The following is a 26,745-nucleotide window of genomic DNA, read 5'->3' on the forward strand; positions in this document are numbered from 1 at the left end:
TTATAAAACTACTCGACGTGTTTTAGTTTTTGAAGATTTTCGATTTTAATTTGTTTTCCTTGAGTAGAAATAAAACCTTCTTTTTTGAATTGAGATAAAATTCGAATAGCAGATTCTGTTGCTGTTCCAACAATGTTGGCATAATCCTCTCTCGATAAATTAATCGCTAAAAAGCCATTGTCATCAACTCCAAAATGGTCGTTTAAATATATTAGGACATCGGCTAATCTATTCTTAACAGATTTTTGAGCCATATCAACAATCACATTATCAGAATCTTTTAAATCGTGAGCCATTTGCTGCAACATATCCATAGAAAACTTAGGATTTTTTAAAAGATCGTTCATGATTTCACGCTTCGGAATAAAACACACTTCCATATCATTAAGCGCCACAGCGCTCAAATTTGCCGACTCCTCTCCTATTAAAGATCGTTGACCTAACAAGTCTCCCTTAACGACCAATTTTACAATTTGGTCCTTTCCGTTAGAGCTCAGCTTAGACAACTTACAAACACCATCTTTAACACAAAACACGCCATTAACGGTATCGCCTTCCTCAAAAATAATCTCCCCTTTCTTTATCGTTTTAGAAGTTTTACATCCAGATATACGCACTAACTCTTCTCTTGTTAACGCCTTAAGCGAATTAAATTGTCTAATGATGCATTGTTCACACTTACTCATAATCGATTTTTAATCGGATTGTAAAATTAATCAAAACATGACAAATATCATATTTTAAACGTCTTTCATTTTCAACCTTTGTACCAGGTATAAATGAGCAAATATTATGGACAAGTTATCTTGTTTCCACTGTGGTGATGATTGTGATTCATCTGTTATTTCTTTCAACAAAAAAAACTTCTGTTGCAATGGATGTAAAACTGTTTACGAGATTTTCTCGGAGAACGACCTTACATGTTATTATGATTTGCAAAACGCTCCTGGTAGTCCTTCAATAGATATACAAGGTAAATATGACTTTCTATCTCAAGAAAATATAATAGAAAAACTTACAGAGTTTAATGATGATAACATACAAATTGTAACGCTTTACATCCCACATATTCACTGCAGTTCTTGTATCTGGATTTTAGAAAACCTCAACAAATTAAATGAGAATGTTACGTCTTCTCAAGTCAATTTTGGGAAGAAAACGGTGAGAGTGACTTATAATCTTAAAAAAGTAACTCTTAAAGCTATTGTTTTACTTCTGGCTACAATTGGCTACGAGCCTTACATTTCTCTTGATGACTTCAAAACGGGTCAACAAAATGTCAATAGAAGTCTCATATACAAGTTAGGTATTGCAGGGTTTGCCTTCGGAAATGTGATGTTCTTATCCTTTCCAGAATACTTTGAAGTAGGTGAATTCTGGTTAGAGCAGTACAAACATTTATTTCGTTGGCTTATGTTGGTCTTTTCAATACCTGTGGTTTTTTATGCTGGTAGTGACTATTTTATATCAGCCTATAAAGGTTTACGTTCTAAACTTTTAAATATTGATGTCCCAATAGCTTTGGGAATTGCCGTTTTGTTTATTAGAAGCACAGCAGAAGTTATATTTGATTTGGGGTCTGGTTTTTTTGATAGTCTTACTGGTCTTGTGTTCTTTTTACTACTTGGAAAATTCTTCCAGCAAAAAACTTACACATTCTTATCATTTGAACGTGATTATAAATCTTATTTTCCAATTGCTATTACCAAATTGCACTCAAATGGCAACGAATCCCCTATTCAAGTCTATGACATAAAAAAAGGAGACCGTCTGCTTATAAGAAATGAAGAACTCATTCCTGTTGATGGCATTCTCATTAATGGGAAAGCAAGAATTGATTATAGTTTCGTTACAGGTGAGTCTGAAACGGTTAGTAAATTATCTGGCGATAAACTCTTTGCGGGTGGTAAACAAACCTCTGGTGTTATTGAAATGGAAGCTTTAAAATCGGTTGAGCAAAGCTACCTTACCCAATTATGGAGCAATGATGTATTTAACAAAAATAAGGAAGACGGCTTTACAACGCTAACCAATGCCATAAGTAAGCGATTTACTATAGCTGTACTTAGTATTGCCATAATCGCAACTCTGTTTTGGCTTATAACAGATGCATCTAAAGCCATGAATGTATTCACGGCAGTCTTGATTATTGCTTGCCCGTGTGCTATTGCTCTATCTGCTCCTTTTACTTTCGGAAATTTGCTACGCATTTTCGGTAAGCTGAAATTTTACGTCAAAAACGCATCCGTTATTGAGCAACTTGCACATATAAATACCATCATTTTTGATAAGACTGGCACGATTACCTCTCATAAAAAAAGTACCGCAAATTATGATGGTGAAGTACTTTCTTTTTCCGAAGAACAATTATTAAAAAATACACTTCGCGGCTCTAATCATCCCTTGAGTAGAACCCTCTACGACATCTTAGATGAACACAGTATTATTTCACTTAATCATTTTGAAGAACATCTAGGTAAAGGTATTGAAGCTACCTACGATAAAAATCATATAAAAATAGGATCGGCAAGTTTTGTTGGCACTAAGGAAACTCCTCTTTTAAACACAACTGTACATGTGAGCACAAACAATCATTATAAGGGGAAATTTACATTTTTCAACAGCTATAGGAAAGGACTATCTAAACTATTTAACAGTCTTAAAAAGCAGTATGACCTAGTTATTCTTTCTGGCGATAATGCAGGTGAACTAGAAAACCTTAAAAAGCTATTACCATCAAATACCAAATTAATTTTTAATCAAAACCCTGACAACAAACTAGAATATATTAAATACCATCAATCTGAAGGTGCAAAAGTGCTAATGGTTGGCGACGGTCTGAACGATGCAGGAGCCTTAGCTCAAAGTAACGTTGGTATTGCGCTATCAGAAAACGTAAACGTTTTCTCTCCTGCATGCGACGCTATTTTAGATGCCTCGAAATTTAATAAACTGCATGCATTTATCAACGCATCAAAAAGTGCTATAACAATTATCAAATGGAGCTTTGCGCTCTCATTTATATACAATATTATAGGGCTTTATTTTGCCGTAACTGGACAATTGGCACCTGTGATAGCGGCAATCTTAATGCCATTAAGCTCTATCAGCATCGTGATATTTACAACAATCGCAACCAATATCTTGGGGCAAAAAATAAAGAAAAACAACAAAAACAATGAGCATAAATAAAAACGGAAAATTATTTCTCAAACATGATATAAGTCATGTTTTAAGACTCCATTCGAATGTAATTTTGAACCATAACTTCTAATAGGTATGAGTGTTATATATATTTTGCTAAGTATCAGCATTGTTGTTGCTCTTGTGTTTTTTATTGCATTTATAACTGCAGTAAAAAAAGGACAGTTTGATGACAGCTATACGCCTTCCGTTAGAATGCTTTTTGAAGACGAACTTATAAAAGAGCAACCAAAACCATCTGTTAAAACAAAAAAAGACTAATTAAATTATTATGGAAGTTCAACAGTTTCATTACGATAACAAAATCGTTAAAAATTTCCTCTACGCAACCATGCTTTGGGGAGTTGTAGGAATGTTAATAGGATTACTATTAGCATTTATGTTTCTATTCCCAAATATGACCGACGGTATTTCTTGGTTAAGTTTTGGAAGATTAAGGCCATTACATACAAATGCTGTGATTTTTGCTTTTGTTGGAAACGCCATTTTTGCTGGTGTTTATTATTCAACACAGCGTTTATTAAAAGCAAGAATGTTTAACGACACCTTGAGTAAAATTAATTTTTGGGGCTGGCAACTCATCATTGTTGGCGCAGCAATCACATTGCCCTTAGGCTATACAACTTCCAAAGAATATGCCGAATTAGAATGGCCTTTTGATATTGCTATTGCTGTTATTTGGGTCGTTTTTGGTTGGAACTTAATTGGTACCATTCTTAAAAGAAGACAGCGCCATCTATATGTAGCCATTTGGTTTTACCTCGCTACATTTGTTACCGTTGCCGTACTTCATATATTTAATAGTTTAGAATTACCAGTGAGCGGACTTAAAAGTTACTCGGTTTACGCTGGTGTTCAAGATGCTTTAGTACAATGGTGGTATGGTCATAATGCAGTTGCTTTTTTCTTAACAACTCCATTTTTAGGGTTGATGTATTATTTTGTACCTAAAGCTGCTAATAGACCAATATATTCCTATCGATTATCAATAGTCCATTTCTGGTCACTTATCTTTATTTACATTTGGGCTGGACCTCACCACTTACTATATACCTCACTTCCTGGATGGGCTCAAAATCTCGGTGTAGCATTTTCAGTAATGCTATTAATGCCATCGTGGGGAGGGATGATTAATGGGCTCCTAACACTTCGTGGTGCTTGGGATAAAGTGCGAACTGATCCTGTGTTGAAATTTATGGTTGTTGCTATTACAGGCTATGGTATGGCAACATTTGAAGGTCCAATGCTATCCCTTAAAAGTATGAATGCTATGGCACACTTTACGGATTGGATTATTGCACACGTTCACGTTGGCGCTCTAGCATGGAATGGGTTTCTAACCTTTGGAATGATTTACTTTTTAGTTCCGAAGCTATTTAAAACAAAACTTCATTCGTTAGCATTAGCTAATTTACATTTTTGGATAGGCACTCTAGGTATAATTTTCTACGCTCTACCTATGTACGTAGCTGGTTTTCAGCAATGGGCCATGTGGAAACAATTTAGTCCAGACGGCCGATTAGAGTATGGTAATTTCTTAGAAACTGTTACGGCAATTATGCCAATGTATTGGATGCGAGCTATTGGAGGCACATTGTTTATAACTGGAATGATCATCATGATTGTAAATGTTGTAATCACTATAAAAAATGGTAGTAAAGTAAATGATGAATTGGCAGAAGCAGCTGCACTCAAACGTGTTTCTAAAAAGCGTGTAGCTGGAGAAGGATGGCATACATGGTTAGAACGTAAACCTATAAAACTTACCATTTTTGCTACAATCGCTATCTTAATTGGTGGTATCGTACAAATCGTTCCAACCTTATTGGTTAAGTCCAACATTCCAACAATAACCAGCGTAAAACCATATACACCTTTAGAACTCGAAGGTAGAGACATTTACATTAGAGAAGGTTGTGTTGGTTGTCACTCACAAATGGTAAGACCATTTAGAAATGAAGTTGCTCGTTATGGAGAATACTCGAAAGCAGGAGAGTTCGTTTATGATCATCCTTTCCTTTGGGGAAGTAAACGTACTGGACCTGATCTTCATCGTATCGGTAAAAAGTATACAGACTCATGGCACTTTAAACACATGTATGATCCGCAGGATATTTCTCCAGGTTCTATTATGCCAGCATACCAATGGCTCATAAGAAACGGATTGGATAAATCTTTAACGGAATCTAAAATGAAAGCTATGGTGAAATTAGGAGTGCCATATACAGATGAAGAGATTAATAATGCCTTACAGCATATGGAAACTCAAGCCGAAGGAATTGTTGAAAACCTCAAAGAAGATCCAGATTTAGCCTCATCATTTATTGAAGGTAAAAAAGAAGCATTAGCCAAAGGTGAAACTTATATTGAAATGAAAAACCGTGAAATTATTGCTGTTATCGCCTATCTGCAACGATTAGGAACAGATATAAAGGTTTCCGACTTAGACGAATCAAAAACTACAGAAAACAAATAGATCATGCTAAAATTTGTAAAAAACCATATGGAAAGCATCACTGGAATAGAAATCTATCCTTTGATCTCCTTAGTCATATTTTTCAGTTTTTTTGTCATCTTATTTTGGTGGGTAATTACTGCAAAAAAAGACTATATCACAAGAGTGAGTAACATTCCGTTAGATAACCAAAACCCATCAGAACTATGAGACATCACATCCCTTCTTGGATAAGAATACCAGTTGTATTTTTTACCATTTTTGCACTTACAGAATATGTCATAGATTCTGGCGATGAACCGGCCTTTATAGCCGAACCATTAATATCACTCTTCTTAGTATTGGTTTTACTTGTGTTAGTCGCTATAGAAGGTATTGTGAGTTCTTTAGACAATGTTTTATATCAGAGCTTGGATGCAGAAGCCAAATTAAGATATGACGCTAAGAGATCTGCTCCACCGAAATTTATTGCTTGGATTAAAAAACTCTATAAAAAATCCTTAGGACAAAAACCAATTGAAGAAGAACATGATATCATATTAGATCACAACTATGATGGTATTAAAGAATTAGATAACGATTTACCACCTTGGTGGCTCTATGGCTTTTATGCATCCATTATTTTCGGATTTGTATATATGGCAAAGTATCACATCTTTAATGGTGCCGATCAATATCAAGAACTTGAAGCTAATATTGCACAAGCAAAGATTGAACTCGAAGAATACAAAAAGAACGCAAAAAACTTGGTTGATTTTAATACTGTAACAGTATTGACAGAAGCGTCAGATTTGGCAAACGGAAAGAAAATTTTTGAAACCAACTGTGTAGCCTGTCACGCAGCAGATGGTGGCGGTGGAATTGGCCCAAACCTAACCGACAAATATTGGATACTAGGTGGCGGCATCAACAATGTATTTAAAACTGTTTCTGAAGGCGGTCGTGATGGTAAAGGTATGATTGCATGGAACCAAAGTTTAAGTCCTGCGGAAATTGCTCAAGTATCTAGTTATCTTCTTCAATTCCAAGGGACAACTCCTGCTGAGCCAAAAGCTCCAGATGGTGAAATATGGGATAATGAAACATCTTCCGAAGAAGAATCAAACCTAGAAACCAAAATAATTGAAAAAGAAACAGATTCTATTAGTACAATAGAACAATAGTTATGGAAACACCCGAAAACGAGACATTTAGAGATTCTATTGGTACTGTTACCGATGAGGGGAAACGTGCTTGGGTGTATCCAAAAAAACCAAGCGGACGCTATTACGAAAAACGGAAGATCGTTAGCTATCTACTTTTAGCTTTTTTGTTCGCAGCACCTTTCATAAAAGTTAATGGTAATCAATTCTTACTGTTTAACGTTTTAGAGCGTCGATTTAATATTTTTGGTTTTCCGTTTTGGCCTCAAGACTTTTATTTATTTGTAATTTCAATGCTTATTGGTGTTGTATTTGTAACACTATTTACCGTTGGGTTTGGGCGAATTTTTTGCGGGTGGGTTTGCCCGCAGACCATTTTTATGGAAATGGTTTTCCGTAGAATAGAATATTGGATTGAAGGTGACAGAAATAAACAACGAAAGTTGGATAGACAAAAATGGAATACCGAAAAAATCAAAAAACGTCTAATCAAATGGTTGGTTTTTTTGATTATTTCATTCCTAATCGCCAATGTATTCCTAGCCTATGTTATAGGTAGCGATAAACTTATTAGATACGTAGTAGATGGGCCATTTGAACACTTGAGTACCTTATTTCCATTAATTATTTTCACAGGAGTATTCTATTTTGTCTTCGCTTGGTTTAGAGAACAAGTTTGCATTATCGCTTGTCCGTATGGCAGATTGCAAGGTGTTCTGCTTGATAATAAATCTATAGTTGTTGCCTACGATCATAAACGCGGTGAAGGTGAAAGTGGTCGTAAGAAATTTAGGAAGAATGAAAATAGGCAAGAACTAGGTCATGGCGACTGCATCGACTGTTTACAATGCGTGCATGTATGTCCAACAGGAATTGATATCAGAAATGGCACACAACTAGAATGTGTTAACTGTACTGCTTGTATTGACGAATGCGACCATATAATGGACAGTATCAATTTACCTAAAGGTTTAATTAGATACGCCAGCGAAGATAATATTGAAAAGAAAAAAACTTTCAAGTTCACGCCTCGCCTTAAAGGTTATACTGCCGTCCTTATTATTTTAATTGGAATTCTCTCTGGATTACTTCTATTGAGAAATGAAGTTGAAGCCAAAATTTTGAAGCTCCCAGGACAAACCTATCAATTAAAAGAAAATCAAATTGTTAGCAATGTATACACCTATAAATTAATAAATAAAACAACAGACACAATACGTAATGTGAGGTTTAAATTGCGTAAGCATATAGGCGAAATAAAACCAGTTTCAACATCTGAAACGTTCGAAATTCCTGCACAAGGACTGGCTGAAGGCACATTATTTATAGAAATTAATAAGCGTGAACTCACCGATGAAACGATTAAAATTATGATTGAAGTGTATAGTGAAAATCAAATTATAGAAACCACAACTGTTAGTTTTTCAGGTCCAAGAACTTATAACTAAAACTTAGTATTATGAAATTAAATTGGGGAACAGGAATCGTATTAGCCTTCATTGGCTTTATTAGCTTCATCATGTATTTTGTAATTAATATGAATACATCTAAAAAGTATAATACCTCACTAGTAACCGAGGATTACTACAAAGCAGAACTAGAATATCAAAATGATATTGACAAAGAGACTAATGCCAAAAATTTAGAAACAAACATCTTTTGGAAACGAACAGAACAAGGATTAGAAATTTGTTTTCCAAAATCTATGGATATTAATCAAATCACTGGAAAAGTGTTCCTATATAGACCATCTAATGAACATGTAGACTTTGAAACTGCAATTTCATTGTCTAATCACAATTTGCTCATACCTGACAAACGTTTGTTAGATGGTCGCTGGAACATTAAAGTAGATTGGCAATATAGAGGAAAATCATATCTCTACAAAAAAGAGATCGTTTACTAACATATAAATTATGCTTTGGTCTGCAGTCATATTTGGTCTTTTAGGTAGTTTCCACTGTATAGGTATGTGCGGCCCTATTGCCTTTATGTTACCAGTAGACAGAAGCAATTCTGCAAAAAAGGCACTTCAAATTCTTATCTATCATTTTGGAAGACTTCTTGCTTACAGTCTTATTGGTTTGGCTTTTGGACTTGTTGGAAAAGGTTTATACCTTTTCGGCATACAACAACAATTATCAATACTAATTGGAGCATTAATGATTGTTATCGTGCTTATTCCTGCAAGAACCTTTAATAGATATAATGCTTCCAAACCTATATTTCTATTAATCTCAAAAGTCAAATCGTCTCTAGGTCAAGCCTTAAAGAAAAAAACACCAGACACCTTTCTTACAATTGGGTTTTTAAATGGGTTTCTACCTTGTGGATTAGTCTACATGGCCGTTATAGCTTCTCTTTCAACTCAGAATGCCTTACATAGTAGTTTCTATATGGTATTATTTGGATTAGGGACAATACCTCTAATGACAAGTGCTATTTATATTGGTAAATTCCTTAACTCGACAGTCAAACAACGCATTCAAAAAGCCGTTCCAATTTTTGTTATCTTTATGGGATTATTGTTTATTGTTCGCGGTATGGGATTAGGAATTCCTTTTCTATCTCCGGCTCCTATTGTTGAAATGGCCTCTAGTGCCATAGATTGCCATTAAGATTACTTTAAAAACAAACTATGTCTAAATCTCAGGTTAAAACCAATACATTACAATTATCCAAAGATGATATGAAACGTTATGGTTATCAAGTTATTGATGCCATCGTGGAACATTTTGATACAGAACATTTAAAAAAACCAGTAGCCTATGCATCTAGAAAAGAAATGGACCTACTTTTTAATAGTGACATCCCAGAAAAAGAAACACATTATCAGGATATCTTAGATATTGTGACCACAAAAATTTTGCCTAACAGTAATATTGTATCTCATCCTAAATCATATTCTTTTGTACCTGGGCCTAGTAACTTCGTTAGTGTAATGGCCGATACACTCGCAACAGGGTTCAATATTTTTTCGGGAGGATGGGTAGCTTCTCCTGCAGCTGCAGAAATTGAAATAATCACCATGAATTGGCTACTAAAATTATTTAAATTTCCAACTAAAAAGGGTGGTGGTATATTTACAAGTGGTGGTTCAATGGCTAATTTAACAGCTCTGGTAACCGCTAGAAGACAACATTGTGGAGACGATTTTTCTAAGGCCGTTATTTATATGTCCGATCAGGCGCATTCTTCTAATATAAAAGCAATAAGAGTACTTGGTTTTAAAAAAGAACAGGTTAGAATTATTCCGACAGATTTAGAATTTAAAATGGCAATTAATAAATTAAAAAACGCCATTGCAAAAGACAGACTAGAAGGATTTCAACCTTTCTGTATTATTGCTTCGGCCGGAACAACTAATACAGGAAGTATTGATCCATTAGACGCTATAGCAGCCATTTGCAAAACCGAAAAACTATGGTTTCATATTGATGGCGCTTACGGTGGTGCGGCTATGTTATCTCAAAAAGGAAAGCAAGCATTAAAAGGCATAGAAAAAGCAAACTCACTCACCATTGATCCTCACAAATGGTTGTTTCAGCCTTATGAAATGGGTTGCCTCCTCATACGTAATCACAAATGGCTTAGCAATACGTTTAGCGAAAAACCTGAATACCTTAGAGATGTTGAAGGTAATACTTCCGAAATAAATTTTTATGACCATGGTATTCAACTAACAAGACGATTTAGGGCATTGAAATTCTATATGTCAATGAAAACATTTGGTCTTGATGCCTTTAGAAATGCAATAACTTATTCAATTAATTTAGCCGAACTCACTGAGAGTCACTTAAGAAAAAGCCCTAATTGGGAAGTGATATCTCCAGCTACATTAGCTGTAATAAATTTTAGATATAACTCTATTAAAAAGTCGTTTTCAGAAAAAAAATTAGATCAGATTAATCAGGAAATATCTCAAAAAGTATTAGCCTCTAGAGAAGCACTTTTGGTAACAACTGTTTTACAAGGTCAAATTGTTTTGAGAATGTGTTTAATAAACCCAAGAACAACACTTAAGGATGTCAAAGAAACCTTAACCTTATGTGAGTCTTTTGCAAAGGATCTTTTGGTTTAAATCTTAAGAATTATTTCATTCAAACTGATATTTATCATATAATTTCAGTCCATCTTATGGTAACTTTAATATAGAATTAAAAACCTAAGATTATGAAAAAAAGAACACCCATTTCAACAATTATGACCAAAGATATTATCGCCTTAAATCTCAGCGATAATCTGGAAACCGCCGAATCATTGTTTAAAAAAAATAATATCCGACACATCCCAGTAATAAGTGGCGAACAAATTATAGGAATGCTTAGTTATACAGATTTATTAAGAATCAGTTTTGCAGATGCAATAGACGCAGAAGAACAAGATGTAGACACCGTAGTCTATAACATGTTTACCTTAGAACAAGTAATGGCTAAAAATTTGGTTAGTGTTAACTCCCACTCTACCATAAAAGAAGTGGCCGAGATATTGGCTAAAAGAGAATTTCATGCTTTACCCGTAGTAGATAATAATAAGTTGGTTGGTATTGTTACTACTACAGATTTAATAAATTTCTTGATTGATCAGTTTTAATGTGTCATCATTAAAACCTTAAATCCTGAAAGGTTCATTAAGTAATCTTTCAGGATTTATTTTGTAATTTCATAATAGAAACTAATAAACCAAACGAATGAGTACACATATTGAAGCAGCTTTTGGAGATATCGCGGAAACTGTATTACTTCCAGGAGATCCAATGAGAGCAAAGTGGATTGCCGAAACCTTTTTAGAAGACCCAAGCCTTTATAATGACGTAAGAGGCATGTTAGGCTATACTGGACATTACAAAGGAAAAAGAGTGTCTGTACAAGGCACAGGAATGGGAATACCTTCATGTTTAATTTATTGTCATGAGCTCATTAACGATTATGGTGTAAAGAATTTAATACGTGTGGGTTCGGCTGGTTCGTACCAAGAAGGCATTAAGATTAGAGATATCGTTATTGCCATGGCTGCCTCCTCTAATTCTGGTATTAACAATTCCAGATTTATAAACGCAGATTATGCACCAACAGCAAATTTCGAACTCTTTATGAAGGCCGCTGAATATGCAAAAAACCATAGTATTAATATAAAAGCTGGTAATGTTTTATCTTCTGATGTATTCTATCAAGATGACATAAATGCTTTTAAAAAGTGGGCTGAATTCGGCGTACTCTGTGTTGAAATGGAAACAGCTGGGCTATACACTATTGCGGCTAAACATAATGTAAAAGCGCTTTCAATATTAACCATTTCAGACTCTTTAGTAACCGACCAACACACTTCTGCCAACGAAAGAGCCTCTACTTTTAATACAATGATAGAAATTGCTTTAAGTACACTCAATTAAGGTTTCTCCCTTTTAAAACTCAAACCTCAATCAATTTGTGATGTTGTTTTAACTTTTTTAACTTATCATCAATAGTATGTTTTAGTATCTTTAAAGCAACTAATCAAGATAAAAATGAAAAAAACAACGTTCCTGATGCTTTTTATAGCATCACTTTCTCTCTTTGCTCAAGATGTTTCTCTCGATCTATTAAAAAACATGACACCACGAAATATTGGTCCTGGTGGAATGTCTGGACGCGTTACAGCTATTGACGCTGTGCATTCTAATCCAGACATCATGTATGTTGGTACTGCCTCTGGTGGTCTTTGGAAAAGTGAATCTGGAGGAATTACATGGACCCCAATATTCGACAAGCAAGTTACAGCATCTATTGGAGCTATAGCCATCCAACAATCAAACCCAAGTGTTATTTGGGCCGGAACTGGTGAAGGTAACCCAAGAAACAGTTTAAATGGAGGTTATGGCATTTTTAAGTCTTTAGATGGTGGTCAAAGTTGGAAACCCATGGGACTCGAAAAAACACGTCATATCCATCGTGTCATCATAGACCCTACAAATCCTGATATAGTTTACGTTGCGGCAATAGGCTCGCCTTGGGGAGAGCATCCTGAACGCGGCGTTTTTAAAACGACAGATGGTGGTAAAACTTGGACTAAAATCTTGTTTGCAAATAATAAAACAGGAGCAGCAGATTTAGTCATGGACCCAAAAAACCCTAACAAATTAATTGCAGCACTTTGGGAACACAAACGCGAGCCTTGGTTCTTCAATTCTGGCGGAGAAGGTTCTGGTTTACACATCACACATGATGGCGGTAAAACTTGGAAAAAAATTACTGACAAAGAAGGGTTTCCAAAAGGGAATTTAGGACGTATTGGTGTAGCCATTGCCCCGAACAAACCCAATGTGATTTATGCCTTAGTTGAAGCCAAGAAAAATGCACTATATAAAAGTGAAGATGGTGGATTTAACTGGAGAATGATTAATAATAAAAATGATATTGGTAACAGACCTTTTTATTATTCTGAAATCTATGTAGACCCTCAAAATGAAAATCGCGTCTATTCAATATATACCTATGTAAATGTATCTGAAGATGGCGGTAAAAGTTTTACACAACTTATGCCTGCCTATGGTGTTAGTAACGGTGTTCATCCAGATCATCACGCCTGGTGGATTCATCCCGAAAATGGCAATTTTATGATAGATGGTAACGATGGAGGAATGAATATCACCAAAGATGGTGGAAAATCATGGCGATTTATTGGAAACCTCCCTGTCGCACAATTTTACCACATCAACGTAGATAATGAAACGCCATATAACGTCTATGGAGGTATGCAAGACAATGGATCTTGGAGAGGTCCTGCATACGTATGGAGATCTCAAGGTATTCGTAATAGTTATTGGCAAGAAATTAGCTTTGGAGACGGTTTTGACGTTGTTCCAGATAAAGACGATTCTAGATATGGATGGTCTATGAGCCAACAAGGGTTTGTAAGTCGCTATGACTGGCAAACAGGAAACAACTATTCTGTGCGTCCAACACATCCAGATCCTGAAGTAAGACTACGTTTTAATTGGAACGCTGCAATTAGTATTGATCCTTTTAATAATAGTACACTTTACTTCGGAAGTCAGTTTGTCCATAAATCTACAGATAAGGGAGATACATGGACCGTCATTTCTCCAGATTTAACCACAAATGACCCTGAAAAACAAAAACAATCTGAAAGTGGAGGTCTTACTATGGATGCTACAGGAGCAGAAAATCATACCACCATTTTAGTCATTGAGCCATCACCTGTTGAACGTAACATGCTATGGGTAGGAACAGACGACGGAAAAGTTCATTACACCACCAATGGTGGTGATTCTTGGAATGACGTCTCTAAAAACATCAAAGGCTTACCTGCTGGAAGTTGGATTGCACAAATAAAAGCCTCTAATAAAAACAAAGGAGAAGCCTTACTCATTGCAAACGATTATAGACGCTTTAATTATACACCTTACGCTTACCGAACTAAAGACTACGGAAAAACTTGGCAACGTATTGTCGATGCTAATGATGTAGAAAGTTATGCACTATCTATTGTTGAAGATCCTATAGAAAAAAACTTAATGTTTTTAGGTACCGACGATGGACTATATATCTCTTTTAATGCTGGTGATACTTGGACTAAGTGGACTAATGGTTTTCCAACAGTTTCTGTAAAAGACTTAGTTATTCATCCTCGTGAGCATGATTTAATTATTGGAACTTTTGGGCGAGCGGCTTGGATTTTAGATGATATTCGCCCGTTGCGAACACTAGCAAAAAACAAGCAAGTCCTTAACCAAAAATTAGAACTTTTTACGCCTCCAACGGCTTATCAAGCCGCCTATCAGCAACCAACTGGTAGCCGTTTTGGTGGTGACGCATTATACAGTGGAGAAAATAGAGGTTATGGAGCCATACTATCTTATTTCATAAAAATCGACGACATGAAAAAAGAAGCTGGCAATAAAAAAGAAGAAACTAAGGACATGGCTTCGGAAGAAACCAAAACCAAAGTAAAATGGGATTCTATACATCTCAAAATTTATGATGGTGATCGTTTAATTAGATCATTAAAACGTAAAGCACCAGATTCAACAGGACTGTATAAATGGACATGGTTCATGAATGAAGCCGGAGTAGACTATCCATCAAAGCGCATTAGAAAACGAAATAATGAACCTGGAGGTGTCTCTGTAAAACCAGGCACTTATAAAGCAGTCATGCATTTTGGAGATCAGTCATCAGAAGAAATGATTAATGTAAAGTTAGATCCTAGAATCAACGCATCAATATCCGATATTAATGAAGTTTATGACACCTATAAACGTTTAGAGCAAATGCAGCAAACCGCGGCAGATGCAGTAAAACAACTAGTTGAGAGTAAAAACATTGCAAAAGAGTATCAATCTGTGCTTAGTAAATTAGATAAAGACAAGTACAAAGAAGACATAAAAGCCTCTAAAAATGTGATGAAAAGTATCGATAGTATTGTTGATACATTTTTAGGTAAAGATGATAGCAGACAAGGCATTACAAGAAATCCAGAAGTAACTGTTATGCAGCGCTTAAATCTTGCCAGAAGCTACGTAGGTTCTAGACAAAATGGGATAACAACAACCGAGACCACATTAATCAAAAACGCAAAAGTTGCCTTAGAAAATGTCATAGAAGAGGTAAATACATTCTTTAATGACAAATGGGCGCCTTACCGCGAAAAGATGGAACAAGTAAAAACCAACCCTTTTAAAGACTTAAAAACATTCAAATTAGATTAACTAAAATCAATCACTATGCAAACAAAACTCTTAGGATTATGTCTAATAGTACTTCTCTTTTCATGTAAAGAGGATGCCAAAGACAAGACCATTGCCGAACGCGAAATTCCGCAATACACCATTGAGCAATTTATGGATAACGAAGCCGTTGGTGGCGGAAGTTTTTCTACAGACAATAGCAATTTACTTGTTTCGAGTAATCGCTCAGGAATTTACAACGTATATACAATTCCATCTAAAGGTGGAGAAATGACTCCAATCACACAATCGGATAGCACATCAATAGTAGCACAATCCTACTTTCCTGATGATAACAGAATGTTACTTCGTGCCGACGGAAATGGGGATGAAATAGACCACCTTTTTGTGAGAGAATTAGATGGTACCATAAAAGATATTACTCCCGAAAAAGGAGCCAAATCTAGCTTCTATGGTTGGTCTAAAGATGACAAACATCTCTATTTTGGTTCTAATAAAAGAGATCCGAGGTTCTTTGATGTATACAAAATGTCCATTGATGGTTATACTTCTGAAATGATCTATCAAAATAATGACGGTCTTAATTTTAGTGGTATGTCAGATGATGAAAATTATTTTGCCCTGTCGAAAACGGTAAACACGAATGATAGTGATTTATTTATTTACGATGCTACAACTAAAGAAATGACTAAAATTAATGATAATCTAAGTGGAAACTCAGCACAAGATTTCTCAAAAGACAATTCGGTGTTTTACTATACAACAGACGATGGTGCAGAATTCTCTTATTTAATGTCCTATGACTTAAACACAAAAGAAAAGAAAAAAGTCATTGAAAAATCTTGGGATATTATGGGAAGTGGTTTCACATCTGATGGATCGTATATGGTAGTTTATGTTAATGAAGATGGAAAAAATGCCATAGAAATTATTGATACAGAAACCTCCATGCCGATAGACTTGCCAGACTTTGGTGATAAAAGTATTACAAGCGTTAGTTTTAGTGATGATGAGCAATGGATGCGCATGTATGTTGGAGGGTCTAACGCACCATCCGATTTATACACCTACAACTTTAATACGAAAGAACAACACAAACTCACTAATGTATTAAATGATGAAATTAATGCCGAAGATCTAGTAACCGCTAAAGTGATTCGATTTAAGTCCTTTGATGGTACTGTTATTCCTGCAATTTACTATTTACCGCATCAGGCATCATCAGAGAACAAAGTACCAGCTATGGTATGGGTTCACGGTGGACCTGGAGGGCAAACACGTCAAGGTTTTAGTTCTTTAATTCAATATATGGTTAATCATGGCTATGCCGTGTTAGCTGTTAATAATCGTGGAAGCAGTGGTTATGGAAAAACATTCTTTCAAATGGATGATTTAAACCATGGTGAAAAAGATCTACAAGATTGTGTAGAAGGTAAAAATTGGCTAGCTAGACAATCTGAGATTGATGGCGATAAAATTGGTATCATTGGAGGTTCATATGGTGGTTATATGACTATGGCTGCTTTAACTTATACACCAGAAGAATTTGATGTTGGTGTGAACCTATTTGGCGTAACTAATTGGATACGTACATTAAAAAGTATTCCTCCATATTGGGAATCATTTAGAGAATCTTTATACAAAGAATTAGGAGACCCTTTCTCTGCAGATTCTGTTCGTTTAAAGCGTATTTCTCCATTGTTTCATACAGATAAAGTAACAAAACCTTTAATTGTACTGCAAGGTGCACAAGACCCAAGAGTATTACAGGTAGAATCTGATGAAATTGTGGCAGGTGTGAGAAAGAATAATGTACCTGTTGAGTATGTTTTATTTGAAGATGAAGGTCATGGTTTTGTAAAGAAAGAAAACCAGATAGAATCTTACAGTAGAATTTTAAAGTTTTTAGATAAACATCTTAAAAACGATAAAGCGCCAGTTGATGGTGATACTGAAAGTACCGAAATTGAAGTTGAAGACGCTAACTAATGTAGTTGAAGATAAAAAATCAAAAGCTTGAGCAAATTGCTCAAGCTTTTTTTGTTTTAGTAAATGCTCTAATAACTAACTAAAACGAACTAAAACTAAATTTTAAAAGTGATTACTGGAAGTGATGCATGATTGGCAACATCTTCAGAAACGCTGCCTGTAAAAAAATGAGCCAAACCTTTTCTTCCATGCGTTGGAACAGCTATTAAATCGGCTCCCAATAGATTTGAAGCATTTAAAATCCCTTTCTCTACTGTATAATCTGAAGTGTAATGCACATCATTTAATTTATCTAAATTTCCATCGGCCTTTTGAAGAAAATCGGCCACCTTAGACTCCATTTCCATTGAACTACTAAACCCTTCACCTGGCACATTAACATGTATCAATTTGAGATTGTTAAACAATTGACGTGCTTTCACATAAGGCTCTACCATTTCTGTAGAAAAATCACTGGCAAATGTGACAGTATCAAAGTTTAATTTTGACGGTTTTTGCTTAACGACCAATACTGGAATTTCAGAGTGACGTACTACTTTTTCAGTGTTTGAACCTACAAATATTTCAGACAAACCGCTGGCTCCATGAGATCCCATTACAATCATATCTGCACTGTGATCTTCAGCAACTTCAGCAACCTCACTAAATACTTTAAAGTGTTTTACAATAGGTGTGACATTTACACCATCAAGGAATTCCTTAGCTAAAAACTCGTCGAATTTTTGCTCGGCTAATTTCAAAAAGAACACCATTTTTTCATTGTGTTCATTATTAGAATCGGTTACACGACCACGTTCTATTTCAAGCATATGCAATGCTAAAATTTCAGCATTATTTCGCTTTGCAAGAATAGCTGCTGTTTCTAAAGCATACTCAGAATACTCAGAAAAATCTATGGGTACAATTATCTTATCCATTTGATACATTTTTTTGTTTATATCTATATTTTTTTTAACCTATTCAAACCGTTTGAATAAGTTTACCTTTATTTAAATAGTCATTGAGAACAACCTAGTTTCGGGTTGTTTTCTTTGGAGTAATACGTCAAACGCCATGCATATGTTTCTAACATAAGGTCTCCCTTTGGGTGTCACTTTAATGCTATTATTATGGAGTTCTACAAGTCCGTCAACCTCCATTTCCCGTAATTTGAATACACTGTCTTTTAGCATTTCTAAATGCCCTGTGTTTTCTGTCCAACTTGTTTCAAAATTACACATGAGATTGAGTATATGCTGTCGTACAACAAGGTCTTCATCATTTAAAATATGGCCTCTATATACTGGAATAATATTTTGGTCTACTAAATGACAGTACGCTTCAATGCCTTTTACGTTTTGAGAAAAACCATACCAACTATCGCTTATAGAAGACACACCTAAACCTATCATGGCTTGTGTCTTAGAAGCCGTATATCCCATAAAATTTCGATGTAATTTCTGTTCTTGCATGGCTTTAAATAATGAATCGGTTTTTAACGCAAAATGGTCCATTCCAATTTCATGATAACCCGCTTCACTCAACAACCTTTTGCCTAATTCGTACTGTTTACGCTTAGAGGTTCCCGAAGGCAAGTCGTCTTCCTTAAAACCTCGTTGCCCATTTCCTTTAAGCCAAGGTACGTGAGCATAGCTATAAAACGCTATGCGATCTGGCATCAGTTCTTTTGTGAGTTCAATTGTTTTAGCAACATGCTCTTCATTCTGAAATGGGAGACCAAAAATAATATCATGACCAATAGATGTATAACCTATGGCTCTTGCTGAACGCGTTGCTTGTTTCACATTTTCGAAAGGTTGCACGCGATGAATAGCCTTTTGAACTGTCTCGTTATAATCCTGAACACCGAAACTCACACGGGAAAATCCTAAATCGAATAATGTTTGAAGGTGCTGATGCGTTGTATTATTGGGATGACCTTCGAAACTAAATTCAAAATGCTCGGCAAGCGCTGCCTTTCGTAGGATCCCTTTTATCAATACACTTAAATTTTCAGGAGAAAAAAATGTAGGTGTCCCACCTCCTAGGTGAAGTTCCTTAATCTTTGGGCGACCATTTAAAAGCTCGCAATATAGACTCCATTCTTTCAAAACCGTTTTTATGTAAGGTAACTCAACATCATGCTGCTTTGTAATGCGCTTATTACAGCCACAAAACGTACACATACTCTCACAATAAGGTAAATGAATATAAAGACTAATACCTTCTGAATTGTTACTCTCATCAAAAGATACAGATAAAGACGATTTCCATTGTTTTAATGAAAACGATTGATTGTCCCAATACGGAACTGTTGGATAACTCGTATAACGTGGACCTGCCACATTATACTTATTGACTAAAGAATTGCACATACCTAAACAATTATAAATCAAAATTACGTCCATTAGTTTGTAAAAAATATGACTTATATCATATCCTGAAAATAATTTGAAAAATTTCATATCATTTCAAATAATGACTATCTTTCAACTTCAATAACACTTAAAAACAAATTTTTAATGAAACGTTCTATTTTATACATATCAATTTTGGCTTTATGCTTAAACTTCTCTTGTAAAAAAGATAAAAAAGAAGACGTCTCTAATGAAACTACTGAAGTAGAGGCATCACCAGAGGAAGAAACAACAAAACGCCCAACAGCAAAGGACGAACCAGCTTATTATAAGGATAAGAAGAAGGTAACACTTTCGCTTGAAGCTAAAAGTAATAGTGATGTTACTGGAAATGTAGTATTTACTCAAGATCAAGGTGTAGTTACTATGATTGCTGTATTAGATGGATTGACCGAAGGTGAGCATGCTATTCATATTCATGAAAAAGCAGACTGTACATCCGATGATGGAAAATCGTCTGGAGGTCATTGGAATCCTACGGGACAGCCACATGGAAAATGGGGAAACGACTCAGGATATCATAAAGGAGACATTGGAAATTTCACGGCGAACGAAAAAGGTCATGCAACCATTACAAAGGTTACTGATGAGTGGTGCATTGGCTGTGGTGATGAAACCAAAGACATTATAGGAAAAGCCATTATTGTACATCAAGGTGTTGACGATTTCACATCGCAACCGTCGGGTGCAGCTGGAAGCCGCGTAAGTTGTGGTGGCATTATAGAATAAAATTACTTTGAAATCAAGTTGTAGTATCTTGCACCAACTCTAGTATTAGGTATATACTAAGTACGGTAACACAATCTTAATGAAAAAGAAATGACTTTTTAAAGAGCGTTAAACAAATGTTTAGCGCTTTTTTTATTAACTTGTACGTTGAATTTCCCTATAGTATTTTGTATAATTAATTATTAATTTTTTACAATTTGAACAGTAAAAAAGAGCTACTCAATAGAGTATTGAGATTATATCCATATAATAATGTTAAGTCTCATTTTGGTGAAAAGGCCAAAAATAGAGCTGAACTCATTGATGATATATTGTCTCAGACACCTGAGGAAGATATTTATGATTATTGTTATTCGAACTTTGGATTTACACGAAAACATGTTCATATTTTCGAAAAGATTTCTAGCAAGATTGATTTAAGCACATCATTTGATGTTCTTTACTCAAAAGTTGAATCGACTAGCCTTGGTACTGAAAATTTTTATATTATTAAATCGAATCATAATATTAAAGTTATTCAACCCTATCAAGAGTTAGATTTCAGTTTTCCTTGGCCTATAAAAATAACCCAACTGAAGGATGAAACTATTTTTGAGTTCACTATTTTAGAACGTAATGTTGCACCTTATTTACCTGAAGGATTAGAATTGCTTCAATCGCAAAGGACTTTAGACGAACTAGAATTTCTTGACATTTGCAAAACCAAAAATAAATTACATTTTTCTCCAGTAGATTTACATAAAGGTATAAAACATATGTGGGATAAGGATATTATTGATGCGCTTCAGGCAGATTGGAAGAAACCTAAGTCTTCTTCTAAGGTAACCATGGATGAATCATACACCTTAAAAAAAGCGTACCCCAAATTATATGAGCAAATTATGAAATCAGAGATTACTAAAACCAATTTTTGTTTTCTAAACGATGGTGATTTTTCTAAACGATTTAGAATAGAACCTAAAGACGGCACAATTGCATTTCCACTTTATCCTAAAACCAACGATAGCAATATAAATGTTATATTAGACATCTTAAAGTACAATAAGTAAACCGTATTATATGAGCTTTTTATCGGCAAAAAAACGAATTATTGAAGACACTGACCCAGACAGAGTTTATACTGAGAATATCAGGAGTTTTTTTAATGTTAATTCTAGAATCGCTCGCAAACTTTGTGACGCAGCTGTAAAGCGCGGTTTTTTTGATAAATACATTGAGTTGAGATGTCCAAATGATAATTCGACCATAGTTTCTGCAGAGCGTTTTGAAGACATTCCAGACACTATTGTTTGTCAAAATTGCCAGTTGAATGAAGCAGACAAATATGAGTTTAAAAAAGAAGACTTAAGTCCTAATACCTTTTATAAATTATCGAGTACATATAGAACCGAAAAAGCCTCAATTTAATTATGGATGACAAAATAAAAATATATCGATTTTTCTTTAACTTAATTGTCCAAGGATTGCTAGTGGCCTGCTCACAAGTTGCTTTTTTTTGGGTACTATATTATTTGTTGTATCATGAAACCTCAACAGAAAGAACTATTGTTCTAGGAATCTTAGATGCTATTCTTCAGGGTACAGTGTTTATAGTTTATAAATATTTTTTTAACACTACTAAATAAGTAAACTATTTGAGCCCAAGTAAAACATTAACCTTCATAATGAACCTATTTTGATATGAAAGATATATTTTTAGAAGAAGCTATTAAGGAAGCTAAATTAGGGCTACAGGAAGGTGGAATCCCAATAGGATCTGTAATTGTGCATAACAATAAAATTTTAGGTAAAGGACATAATAGACGGGTTCAAGAAGGCAGTGTAATTTTACATGGTGAGATGGATGCTTTAGAAAATGCAGGAAGGCAAAAAGCTGCTATTTATAGAGAAAGCACATTATATACGACATTATCACCTTGCCCAATGTGCACAGGAACAATTTTACTATATGGTATACCAAAAGTAGTCATTGGAGAACATCAAACATTTATGGGTGAAGAAGATTTATTAAGATCTAAAGGTGTTGAAGTTATTGTTATGAACGATAAAGATTGTATCGAAATGATGACAAAATTCATAAATAACAAACCAGAATTGTGGAATGAAGATATTGGTGTATAATTTTAAAATTGAGTTCAAATAAAAAACTAACTTTACGCTGTCTTTAAAATCAAAGAAATGAACCCATCTGCTAGTGGTTGGATTGAAAAATTTTGTTCTCAAATATCTAAAAAGGGAATCCCATTTGAGAATTATAAAAAACTCTATAGTAGTTTAAAAAACTATGGATTTATCTATGGGGTTAATGTTGATATTACAGATAAAATAGATCGAATTCACAACTACTCGGAAGACGAGCTAGCCAAAGTCAACCTCATCACAGGCCTTTATCATATTTATCATTTTCATAACGCTACATTTTCTACAAAAACCTTTATAAAAGATTTATTATCATTTTATAAATCTCTTGAAGTTTCAGATTTATCACTTTGGGACAAACTAGTTATTGGCAAAAGTCAAAGTTCTATGTTAGAACGTCTTATTCATGATCGCATTCAGATAGATGACAATATATTAATGAGAAACTTTAATAAGTCTATTACTAATTCCTTGTTATTTGTAGATGTGCTTTCATTTGACCAATATTTATCTCAGCAAGTTGATCCAAAAGCCTATGCGGCCAATTTAGAGAGTATTATCGTAGGAACGTTATATCAATCACTAAATTCTAAAAGTAAAATTACAGATTATGATAAGGAGATTATTGATATTTTCGAATCCTCTACCTCTTTTCTTGAAGACGACAGCACTGAAATTGAAGACCTCATCTATGATATCAACTACAACATTAATTTTAATGAAAAGAAATATCTCATTGATCTCATGTGTTTGTCTGTTTGGGACGATGAAATACTAGAAAAATCTGAATACCAATTTTTGAAGCAATTAGCCAAACTATTGTCAATAGAAATTTCAGAAGTACAAGATTCTATACTGTGTGTATCTAAATTTCATGACAAACATAAAAAGGAGGTGATGTTATTTTTGCAAACCAATCCTATGGGTAATTTCTACGAAAACTCTTCACAATTGGTAAATAAATTGATTAGACGAAATAGTAAACGCTTGGTAAAAGAGATGAAGCAAAGTAAAGAGTTGATGCTTCTCATTTCAAAATCAACCCATTCCGATTTAAGTAAAGAGGAACAAAAGCAAATGCAGACTCAGCTTTTAGATATTTTAAAAACTGTACCTAGTTTGGCTATTTTTTTACTTCCTGGAGGCGCTATTTTATTGCCACTTTTTGCGAAATTAATTCCAAATTTATTGCCATCAGCATTTGATGACAACCGTATTGAAGATTAATTATTGTTTCACAACTCTTAAGTTTGCTTGTCCTTCTTCTGTTTCCAAAATCATGAAATACACTCCCGATTTCAAAAGTTTTGTTGACACAACAATATGATTTGTGCTTATTATGTCAGAAGATAAAATTGTACGTCCGTTAACATCTACAATCGCATAATGACCTTGTTGAGGCGTATCAAATTCTACATTAAAAACATTCTTAGTAGGATTTGGATAGGCCTTAATTTTGTTTGAAAAAACTTGGTTTACAGAAAGTGTTGCCGAAGATGAAGATGAACTAACAACACTATTATTTAGCACACCATCAATAGAATATGCAGTAATCTTAAACCAAAGGTCATCACCATCGGAAATGGATGGACTCTCCCATAAATACATTGGACTTGTAAGTCCGGATGCTATTGGATTAAAATTATTTTGGTCATCGATACTATATTCCAAATCATAAAAAATTGGTCGGCCGTCATCAGGATTATTTAGACTCCAAGTAATCGGTAAAGCACTATCATAAATTCCTCCTACAGGTGCCGTAATTGTAACTTCTGGATCTTCATAACTATGCAACAACTCTGCAAAGCCAATACCAGTAACGGCGACACCATTTACTGTTCCAGACACAGAGGTTGCACCTTCAAAAAAACGAAACGGTAATTGTACTTCGGTATTATCGTGTAAGGTTGTAATAATCAAATCTAAATTATTCATAGATGACGTTAATCGCCATTGTTTAGAATAACAGCGCTCATCATCAGGCATACAGTTAAACGCTAAACGTTCAATTTGAAAATCGTCTGAAGTATACTGTGTATTCTCATCAACATAAGCCGATAAAATTTTGTACTTATCATTGTTTGGAATTAATCGATCTGGTGTAAAAATATTCCATAGATTTAAATCCATGCCATTAGAAAGTTGCATACTAAACCATTCATATTTCTCTCCAGTTAAAGGATTAAAATTTCCATATTGACGATCTATCCAACCTGTTCCAGTAACCATTTCTGTTAAACCATTAAACGTAATTGAACCTGTTATAGCATTCATGGTTTGGGAGTAATAGTATGTATAATTGCTCTCTCCTTGATTTAAATAACCATCATCACCCAGAATTAATGGTCGCTTTAAAGTTTCAAATTCAATATCTAAACCAGCGTTTGAAGTCAATGCAAATAGCTCATATTCAAATGGAATTGGAAGGTTATTGATGTCTTTTTTATTTCGCCAAGATTCTGTACCTGCCAAAAACACCGAGGCCTCAATATCAAAATCAGTAGTAGACAGTGTGGTATAATTAAGAGGTTTAACATCCTGTAGGAAAGTCCCAGTTTGGTCGTCTGTAATGTTTAAAATTCTAAACCCATCAAATCCCGACTGCGGATAATGAAAAAAAGTATACATAAAACTGTAACTCTTTCCTGTTGTTTCCCCTACAACATGCCCTGCCGTATACCACCATTCTATAGGTTCGGTTGCATGACGTCCTTCATCTAATGGGAACGCTATTTGACCACTTGGCGAATAGGGATACACTTTCCAATCTTGAGCAAAGCCTGATAAACAGATGCTACATAAAATGAGTAATAGACTGAATTTAAGTTTCATAGCTAAATTTTTGTTGATGAAATCTATAACTTTAAGAATCTTAGGGCAAATATTTCAGTTGATTCGCCATTTTTAAAGTTTTAAGTGCAAAAAAACGTAACAATTTACGTTATACTGCGTCCTATAGATGATAATTAAAAGTGGATAGATATGACTAAAACTACACTCTTAAAGCCAAATGCTATAGCCTTTTTAATTCCTTTAATACTGCTACTTGGCTTAGTTATTCTTTTAAATTCTAGTGCATTTTTGGCTAATCAAAACCAGCTATCTGCCTTTATTACTATTGATTTTATCATCACAATTCCTGTGATATATTTCTTATTAATACGAAAACAAAACATTTCTAATTTCACTATTGCTCCATTTTTAATTGCATGTGTTATTATAGCCTCATATACTATTCCTCTAGAAAACCAAGATCTTTTGAATACTGTAAAAATTTGGTTGATTCCTATTATAGAAATAAGCGTATTAAGTGTTGTAATTTTTAAACTTAGAAAGGCCATTAAAATTTATAAAAACACTGTAAACCAAGAAGAAGATTTTTACAGTGCACTTTTAGATACTTGTAAAACTTTATTTCCTAGGACAGTTGCAAAACTTGTTGCTAACGAAATCGCTTTGTTGTACTATGGCTTTTTTAATTTCAAAAAAATCAAACTCGCTTCAAATGAGTTTTCAAATTATAAAGGATCGGGTATTTTGTCTACGTTAACTGCCATTATCTTTGTAGTAGGCATTGAAATGATAACTGTTCATTTGCTTATGACAACATGGAGCCCTACGGTTGCTTGGGTATTGACCATCTTAAGTTTTTATTCTGCGTTACAATTAATTGGCATCATTAGATCTGTGCCAAAACGACCAATTGTTGTTGGTAATGATCATTTGGTATTACGATTTGGAATGTTAAGTGAAACCATTATTCCTTTTAGTGCTATTGAGCGTATTGAATTTGCTGATGCCTCGAGTTTTGATAAAAATAAGGGCACAAAAACACTGTCGCTATTTGGTGAGCTAGAGCATAGTAATATGGTTATTTATACCAAAACACCTCATACCCTTCAATTTATCTACGGAAAACCAAAACCTTATACGAAGTTACTCTTGTTTGTGGATAATCGTCAACAGTTCAAATCACAGTTGGAGTGTCATCTTTCAAAATAA

General features: G+C 34.5%; 23 protein-coding genes. 19 read left to right on the plus strand and 4 right to left on the minus strand.

The features are described 5' to 3' along the window. Positions 1-8: 8 nt before the first annotated feature. Complete coding sequence (locus Q0893_RS12830) at positions 9-686, minus strand: Crp/Fnr family transcriptional regulator (RefSeq protein WP_298903304.1); 678 nt, start codon at positions 684-686, stop codon at positions 9-11. 106 nt (positions 687-792) lie between these two features. Between Q0893_RS12830 and Q0893_RS12835 the strand changes: the two genes are divergently transcribed. From Q0893_RS12835 to Q0893_RS12895, 13 genes are all read left to right on the plus strand, one after another. Then, the gene (locus Q0893_RS12835; protein WP_299276207.1) at positions 793-3,192 is read left to right on the plus strand and encodes a heavy metal translocating P-type ATPase metal-binding domain-containing protein; all 2,400 of its coding nucleotides are present in this window, start codon (positions 793-795) and stop codon (positions 3,190-3,192) included. Between the two features lie 87 nt (positions 3,193-3,279). Beyond that, complete coding sequence (gene ccoS, locus Q0893_RS12840) at positions 3,280-3,465, plus strand: cbb3-type cytochrome oxidase assembly protein CcoS (RefSeq protein WP_298903302.1); 186 nt, start codon at positions 3,280-3,282, stop codon at positions 3,463-3,465. Between the two features lie 10 nt (positions 3,466-3,475). Then, entirely contained in the window at positions 3,476-5,680 is a 2,205-nt protein-coding gene (gene ccoN, locus Q0893_RS12845) for a cytochrome-c oxidase, cbb3-type subunit I (RefSeq protein ID WP_298903301.1), read from the plus strand. A 3-nt stretch (positions 5,681-5,683) separates the two neighbouring features. Then, positions 5,684-5,869 (plus strand): CcoQ/FixQ family Cbb3-type cytochrome c oxidase assembly chaperone, encoded by a 186-nt coding sequence (locus Q0893_RS12850; RefSeq protein WP_298903300.1) that lies wholly within the window; start codon positions 5,684-5,686, stop codon positions 5,867-5,869. Then, complete coding sequence (locus Q0893_RS12855; protein ID WP_299276212.1) at positions 5,866-6,822, plus strand: cbb3-type cytochrome c oxidase N-terminal domain-containing protein; 957 nt, start codon at positions 5,866-5,868, stop codon at positions 6,820-6,822. The genes Q0893_RS12850 and Q0893_RS12855 overlap by 4 nt, the downstream gene beginning before the upstream one ends. A gap of 2 nt (positions 6,823-6,824) precedes the next feature. Further along, entirely contained in the window at positions 6,825-8,249 is a 1,425-nt protein-coding gene (gene ccoG / locus Q0893_RS12860) for a cytochrome c oxidase accessory protein CcoG (protein ID WP_298903298.1), read from the plus strand. An 11-nt stretch (positions 8,250-8,260) separates the two neighbouring features. Further along, complete coding sequence (locus tag Q0893_RS12865; protein ID WP_298903297.1) at positions 8,261-8,707, plus strand: FixH family protein; 447 nt, start codon at positions 8,261-8,263, stop codon at positions 8,705-8,707. 10 nt (positions 8,708-8,717) lie between these two features. Continuing rightward, a complete protein-coding gene (locus tag Q0893_RS12870; RefSeq protein WP_299276217.1) occupies positions 8,718-9,419 on the plus strand; it encodes a sulfite exporter TauE/SafE family protein in 702 nt (233 codons plus the stop codon). A 20-nt stretch (positions 9,420-9,439) separates the two neighbouring features. After that, positions 9,440-10,882, plus strand: coding sequence for an aspartate aminotransferase family protein (locus Q0893_RS12875; protein ID WP_299276220.1), 1,443 nt, complete (start codon positions 9,440-9,442; stop codon positions 10,880-10,882). A gap of 92 nt (positions 10,883-10,974) precedes the next feature. Continuing rightward, positions 10,975-11,394 (plus strand): CBS domain-containing protein, encoded by a 420-nt coding sequence (locus tag Q0893_RS12880; RefSeq protein WP_298903294.1) that lies wholly within the window; start codon positions 10,975-10,977, stop codon positions 11,392-11,394. Positions 11,395-11,491: 97 nt separating this feature from the next. Beyond that, a complete protein-coding gene (gene deoD, locus Q0893_RS12885; protein ID WP_298903293.1) occupies positions 11,492-12,193 on the plus strand; it encodes a purine-nucleoside phosphorylase in 702 nt (233 codons plus the stop codon). 114 nt (positions 12,194-12,307) lie between these two features. Continuing rightward, positions 12,308-15,511, plus strand: a complete 3,204-nt coding sequence (locus Q0893_RS12890; RefSeq protein WP_299276225.1) for a hypothetical protein — start codon at positions 12,308-12,310, stop codon at positions 15,509-15,511. A 15-nt stretch (positions 15,512-15,526) separates the two neighbouring features. Beyond that, complete coding sequence (locus Q0893_RS12895; protein ID WP_298903289.1) at positions 15,527-17,479, plus strand: alpha/beta fold hydrolase; 1,953 nt, start codon at positions 15,527-15,529, stop codon at positions 17,477-17,479. Positions 17,480-17,574: 95 nt separating this feature from the next. On the opposite strand, the gene Q0893_RS12900 is transcribed toward Q0893_RS12895, so the two are convergent. Together Q0893_RS12900 and hemN are read right to left on the minus strand one after the other, a co-directional pair. Beyond that, the gene (locus Q0893_RS12900) at positions 17,575-18,396 is read right to left on the minus strand and encodes a universal stress protein (RefSeq protein ID WP_298903288.1); all 822 of its coding nucleotides are present in this window, start codon (positions 18,394-18,396) and stop codon (positions 17,575-17,577) included. A gap of 72 nt (positions 18,397-18,468) precedes the next feature. Next, positions 18,469-19,833, minus strand: a complete 1,365-nt coding sequence (hemN, locus tag Q0893_RS12905) for an oxygen-independent coproporphyrinogen III oxidase (protein ID WP_299276230.1) — start codon at positions 19,831-19,833, stop codon at positions 18,469-18,471. 147 nt (positions 19,834-19,980) lie between these two features. On the opposite strand from hemN, the gene Q0893_RS12910 reads away from it, so the two are divergent. The 5 genes from Q0893_RS12910 (at position 19,981) to Q0893_RS12930 (ending at position 23,970) form a co-directional block, all read left to right on the plus strand. Then, on the plus strand, positions 19,981-20,604 hold the full coding sequence (locus Q0893_RS12910; protein WP_298903286.1) for a superoxide dismutase family protein: 624 nt from the start codon (positions 19,981-19,983) through the stop codon (positions 20,602-20,604). Between the two features lie 197 nt (positions 20,605-20,801). Next, complete coding sequence (locus tag Q0893_RS12915; protein WP_298903284.1) at positions 20,802-21,653, plus strand: hypothetical protein; 852 nt, start codon at positions 20,802-20,804, stop codon at positions 21,651-21,653. 10 nt (positions 21,654-21,663) lie between these two features. Continuing rightward, entirely contained in the window at positions 21,664-22,011 is a 348-nt protein-coding gene (locus Q0893_RS12920) for a hypothetical protein (RefSeq protein WP_298903282.1), read from the plus strand. A gap of 273 nt (positions 22,012-22,284) precedes the next feature. Continuing rightward, positions 22,285-22,725 carry a nucleoside deaminase gene (locus Q0893_RS12925; RefSeq protein WP_298903280.1) on the plus strand — a complete coding sequence of 147 codons (441 nt, stop codon included), beginning with the start codon at positions 22,285-22,287 and terminating at the stop codon, positions 22,723-22,725. Positions 22,726-22,782: 57 nt separating this feature from the next. Then, positions 22,783-23,970 carry an LETM1-related biofilm-associated protein gene (locus Q0893_RS12930; protein ID WP_298903279.1) on the plus strand — a complete coding sequence of 396 codons (1,188 nt, stop codon included), beginning with the start codon at positions 22,783-22,785 and terminating at the stop codon, positions 23,968-23,970. Here the strand turns inward: Q0893_RS12930 and Q0893_RS12935 are convergent, their stop codons facing one another. Then, positions 23,971-25,575: a lipocalin-like domain-containing protein gene (locus tag Q0893_RS12935; protein WP_298903277.1), complete on the minus strand. Its 1,605-nt coding sequence runs from the start codon at positions 25,573-25,575 to the stop codon at positions 23,971-23,973. It lies immediately after the preceding gene. A gap of 150 nt (positions 25,576-25,725) precedes the next feature. Between Q0893_RS12935 and Q0893_RS12940 the strand changes: the two genes are divergently transcribed. Beyond that, a complete protein-coding gene (locus Q0893_RS12940; protein WP_298903276.1) occupies positions 25,726-26,745 on the plus strand; it encodes a hypothetical protein in 1,020 nt (339 codons plus the stop codon).

The sequence above is a fragment of the uncultured Psychroserpens sp. genome, from assembly GCF_947494225.1.
Classification (GTDB): Bacteria; Bacteroidota; Bacteroidia; order Flavobacteriales; family Flavobacteriaceae; genus Psychroserpens.